This window comes from Calothrix sp. CBUCES-K 9914 (assembly GCF_059640475.1).
Map to the genome: position 1 here is coordinate 1 of NZ_JBXXZH010000435.1, position 4650 is coordinate 4650.

At 39.5% G+C, this 4650-nt stretch carries 4 protein-coding genes; 1 reads left to right on the forward strand and 3 read right to left on the reverse strand.

All coding sequences use genetic code 11. The features are described from left to right. Window positions 1–152: 152 nt before the first annotated feature. Window positions 153–1970 (reverse strand): ABC transporter ATP-binding protein, encoded by a 1818-nt coding sequence (locus AC2JBO_RS43300; protein WP_496959797.1) that lies wholly within the window; start codon window positions 1968–1970, stop codon window positions 153–155. Between the two features lie 216 nt (window positions 1971–2186). Continuing rightward, window positions 2187–2777 (reverse strand): cupin domain-containing protein, encoded by a 591-nt coding sequence (locus AC2JBO_RS43305; RefSeq protein ID WP_496959798.1) that lies wholly within the window; start codon window positions 2775–2777, stop codon window positions 2187–2189. Window positions 2778–2917: 140 nt separating this feature from the next. On the opposite strand from AC2JBO_RS43305, the gene AC2JBO_RS43310 reads away from it, so the two are divergent. Continuing rightward, window positions 2918–3931 (forward strand): AraC family transcriptional regulator, encoded by a 1014-nt coding sequence (locus AC2JBO_RS43310; protein WP_496959799.1) that lies wholly within the window; start codon window positions 2918–2920, stop codon window positions 3929–3931. A gap of 162 nt (window positions 3932–4093) precedes the next feature. Here the strand turns inward: AC2JBO_RS43310 and AC2JBO_RS43315 are convergent, their stop codons facing one another. Further along, the gene (locus AC2JBO_RS43315) at window positions 4094–4309 is read right to left on the reverse strand and encodes a type II toxin-antitoxin system PemK/MazF family toxin (RefSeq protein ID WP_496959800.1); all 216 of its coding nucleotides are present in this window, start codon (window positions 4307–4309) and stop codon (window positions 4094–4096) included. Between the last annotated feature and the right edge of the window lie 341 nt (window positions 4310–4650).

Below are 4650 nucleotides of genomic sequence, written 5' to 3' on the forward strand. Positions count from 1 at the left end.
CTCGTTCATCACAAAACCTATCGTTGACGTATGGGCGCCAACCTTAACTTGACACCAATGGCAAGGATGCCCATTCCACAAGAGTATTTTGGATTTCTCTATTTTACATTCTTATTCCCCCCTTATTAAGGGGGGGTTAGGGGGGGATCAAACTAACTTAAGAATTCCCCAGTTTCTTGGAGTGCGTGTAATCTATGGTAAATACCACCATGACGCAGTAATTCATCATGACTACCAACTTCAATAATTCTGCCTTGGTCAAGCACAACTATTTTATCTGCTTCCCTGACTGTACTTAAACGGTGAGCAATTACAATTGTGGTACGGGTTCCTTGTAAGGAGCGCATTGCTAATTGAATCGCGCGTTCAGATTCGTAGTCTAAGCTGGATGTTGCTTCGTCAAAAATCAATACGTCGGGTTCAACGAGTAAAGCGCGCGCTATACCCAGTCTTTGCCGTTGTCCTCCCGAAAGTCTCACGCCACGTTCTCCAACAACGGTGTAATATCCATGTTCGAGAACTTTGATAACTTCATCCAAACGCGCGATACGACTGGCTTCTTCAACTTGTTCAAAGGTGACATCCGGTCTACCATAACGTAAGTTATCGAGTACCGTACCGTTGAATACGTCTACTTCTTGGTGAACTATTGCTAAACGGCGCCGATATTTACTCACATCTAAGCTGCGAATATCTTCACCGTCGATCAGAATTTTGCCTTCATTGGGTTCAAAGTAGCGCAGCAATAATTTAACTAGTGTTGATTTTCCTGAACCTGAACGTCCTACTAACGCTACAGTTTCATACGGTTTAATCAGTAGATTAATGTCGTGTAAAACTCGGCGATTTTCTTCATAACCAAAGCTTAAACCACAAAACTCGACTTTTCCTGTAAAATTATATGGCTTATTTGACGTAGGCGCCTCCAATATTCCATTTGCATCAACACCGGATGGTTCTTGAAGAAACTCGTGGAACCGCAGCATGGAACTAATACGACGGGCAAATATTTCTGCAAGGCTACTTATCGGCTCTAACTCAGCATAAGCCATGCTTGCTAGAGTATAAATCATAATAAAGTGACCAAGCGATATGTGTCCTCCAACTGTTGCCGCCAAAGTCATACCAAACACTACAAATACACAAAATTGAATCATTGTGCGCTGCGTAGTATTTAGTTTCACATAACCTTTGTGAATTCGATAGTCTACAACTGTAAACTCACGGTCTAAACGAATTTTTTGACGCTTTAGTTCCTCTGGTTCGGTGGCAAACGCTTTGACTGTTTTGATGTTGCTGATAATTTCGGAAGTCCGACTTTCGGTATCCTCCATGTATTTATCTAACCGTTCTTCGTGCCAAATTATGCGCCGCAAACCTTTGAGGGTGTAACCTAAAATGACTACGAACGAAATCAAATACAAAATCGCAATTCGCCATTCAACAAACATGATAAAAGCAAAAATTCCTAAGACTCTTACTAGCTTGGGAATCATTTGTCCTGCAATTTCAGGATACGTCCAAGTGTGGTTTGAAATTCCGCGCGCAACCCTTCCGGCTATACGTCCAGGGTTGTTTTCATCGTAATATTCTAAAGGTAAAGTGAGAATTTTTGATATCGCACTTTCTGTGTTGTCCCGTCTAGCTCTCAACGCAATATCCCAGTGAAACCATATAGTTAACCACGGTTGCGTCGGCGCCCGCACAACTGTAACTAAGAAAATGATTCCCAGTAATATACCTAAAGTTAGAGGTTTATCAATGGGAGAATTGGTAAAGTTCGCAAAAGATACAATTAATCCTGTAAGTGGTTTGTCTAACGGTTGATTAGACAGTACATTCAAAATTTGACCTATTGCATACGGTACAACTAAATCAATTACCTCGTAAACACAAGCTGCCGCAATACTAAAAATACTAAATTTCCAGTACGGGCGGAAATAACCGATAACATCTTTTAACTTGGCCATGATGCACACTATTGGTGTGTGAGTGGTAACATCAGCGAATGTCTTATACTACATTACGTAGCACACTGTAGTCAAGGGGTAACAAGTCTTCTAACTTAAAATTTAAAAATACACAAAGAGAGCGGAGGACGATTAATGATTTCCTCACTAATCTTTTATCTCAAATTATGGGTAGAGACGCGATTAAATCGCGTCTCTACGTGGTTTTAAATTATGCTAATACCAATATTTACTCAAAGAACTCTCCATTCCTAATAAACGAGCAAGCGAAGCTAAACTTCCAACAATTATTTTTTGAACAAATACAGGTAGTCCAGCAAGAACAAGGTCAGCTTTTTGGATTATTAAAGCAAAATGTAGTAGATTTTTTGGCATTCCAGAAGAGCTAACTTTTCCATCAATAGCTAAACCATACATTGCTCTAATAAAATGCTCAAATTCCCCAGCCGGATGTACACTAGATACAAATACAACCTCATTATCAAAAGGATTGCGGAAACTGTGATACATCCCAGCAGGAACATATACTACTTCCCCAGGCAGCAAAACTTTAATGTTTCCTTTTTCACTTAATTCCATTTCCAAGGCGCCGCTTAATACCTCAAATGTTTCTAAAAGATTGTTATGGTAGTGCAGAGGTGTACCATGTGACCCTGGTGGAAGGGTAAATTTAGCTGTGAAAGAATTTCCACCGCTTTCCTGGGTTGACTGCAAAACAACCATGCTGTCTCCCGTAACTGGATTCTCAATTGCTTCGGCTCCGGATTGATAAACAGGTTTGGTTAAGTTAAATGTATATGATGTCATGTTCGTAAAACTCCTATCGTGTAAGTTGTTGATTTCGCAGTTCCAATGATTTAAAGATATTCGGTTGTTTTAATGAAAAGTTGACCGACGGCGCCATAAAATTGACTTGATGTGCCATTTTGAAAAATGCTTGAGGAGAGATGAAAGAAGCAACCTTCTCCATATCTCTAATTCGGAACTCTGTACAATACGCAGCAGCGGTACATGGCATCGATAGCAACCGCTTGTGTGCTGCTGCTGGTATTGACCCTAGCTTGTTGACGATGCCAGATAGTTATGTTTCTGGAGAAACCAGTCGAGCGCTATGGCGCGAAGTCGTTAAGCAGACGGGTGACTCAGATATTGGTTTACATATGGGAGAGAAATTTAACCTGGCAGCAATTGGCATTGTTGGCTATGTATTGTTCAACTGCCAAACGTTTGGACAGGTACTTGACAAGCTTTCTCGCTATATGTGCTTATTCAGCCAAGGTGTGTCAATGTATTATAGTGTTTCACGAGGACAAGTACTATGCGAGTGGGAAATTGTAAATCATCTAAAAAACTATTTAGTCGAAGAACCTCGACAACCAATTGAAGCAAGTTTTTCAGCTTTACTGACTGCTGCTAAAACACTTACAGGTAAATCTCTTTGTCCCAGAGAAGTTTGGTTTCAATATAAGAGTCCCGATAATATATCTGAACATCAACGTATTTTTGAGGCGCCTGTTTATTTCTCCCAATCAAAAAATCGACTTGTTTTTGACGCTGCTTGTTTGGAGTGGTCAGTTATTTCTGCTAATACGAAGTTGCTTTCAGCTTTTGAACAACATGCTCAGGCAATGCTTTCTAATCTTAGCAAGGAAAACACCTACAGCAACCAAGTGGTTCGAGAAATAACGCATAATTTGAAGGGAGAAGTGCCATCAATTGAAGAAATCGCGCGTAGTTTGACTATAAGCGTTCGTAACTTACAACGAGAACTTCAAACCGAAGGTACTTCATATCAACAGCTTTTAGATGAAACACGCAAGGAATTAGCGATGCGGTATCTTAAAAAACCTGATACATCAATTCATGATGTTGCGTTTATACTTGGTTTTTCTGAACCAAGTGCTTTTCATCGTGCTTTCAAACGCTGGACAGGTCAAACACCAAGAGCATATTTAAAGTAAAGTTATTACTATAAGTATAGTAACTAACTTGATAAATAGTATTTGCTTATAACCAAATTGGTGGAAAGAGTCGATCAACTTTTAATCTCCAACCGGGCAAAGCAAGTTCTGCTTCCGCAATTTCTCCCCGTCGATAAATAATAGGATTGCGGGGATCGAAGGCTAAATTAAACCAGCACTTTTCCAGTTAGTAATTATCATTTCTCCAAAAGAGCTAGCTGGATTTGCTTGGCTACTAATACCAATTAGTATTAAATCTAAACGTTGAATTTGATAATCAGTAGAGCTAACAACAACAGCAGGACGCTTTTTCGTAGTAGTCTGGTCGGTAAAAGGAAAAGACACTAAGACAACATCGCCAAATTCATAATTTGTCATATTCTGCGTCATCAGGATTATCCCAAATTTTTTGGAAGGCTGTCTCGGAAAGCTTTGAGAAAGCAAAAGTTATGTCAAGGTCTTAATTTTCTGTATTTCCTGTATTAAGAGAGTCAATAAACTCTTGGCTCTTGCGTACCTAACGTGCTAAAATGTTAGAATATTTATTCAGCGTTCAAGTAAAATTAATTATGAAAAGAGTCCTTACTCAACTATTAAATTTATCTGACGTAGTGGTAAAATCAAGTCTACAAGAGGGTTCCGTCTTAATTTTATCCGTAAGTAAAAAGACTAAAAGCGCAGTATGCCCGGATTGCGGTAAAAAGTCCGAACATCTACAT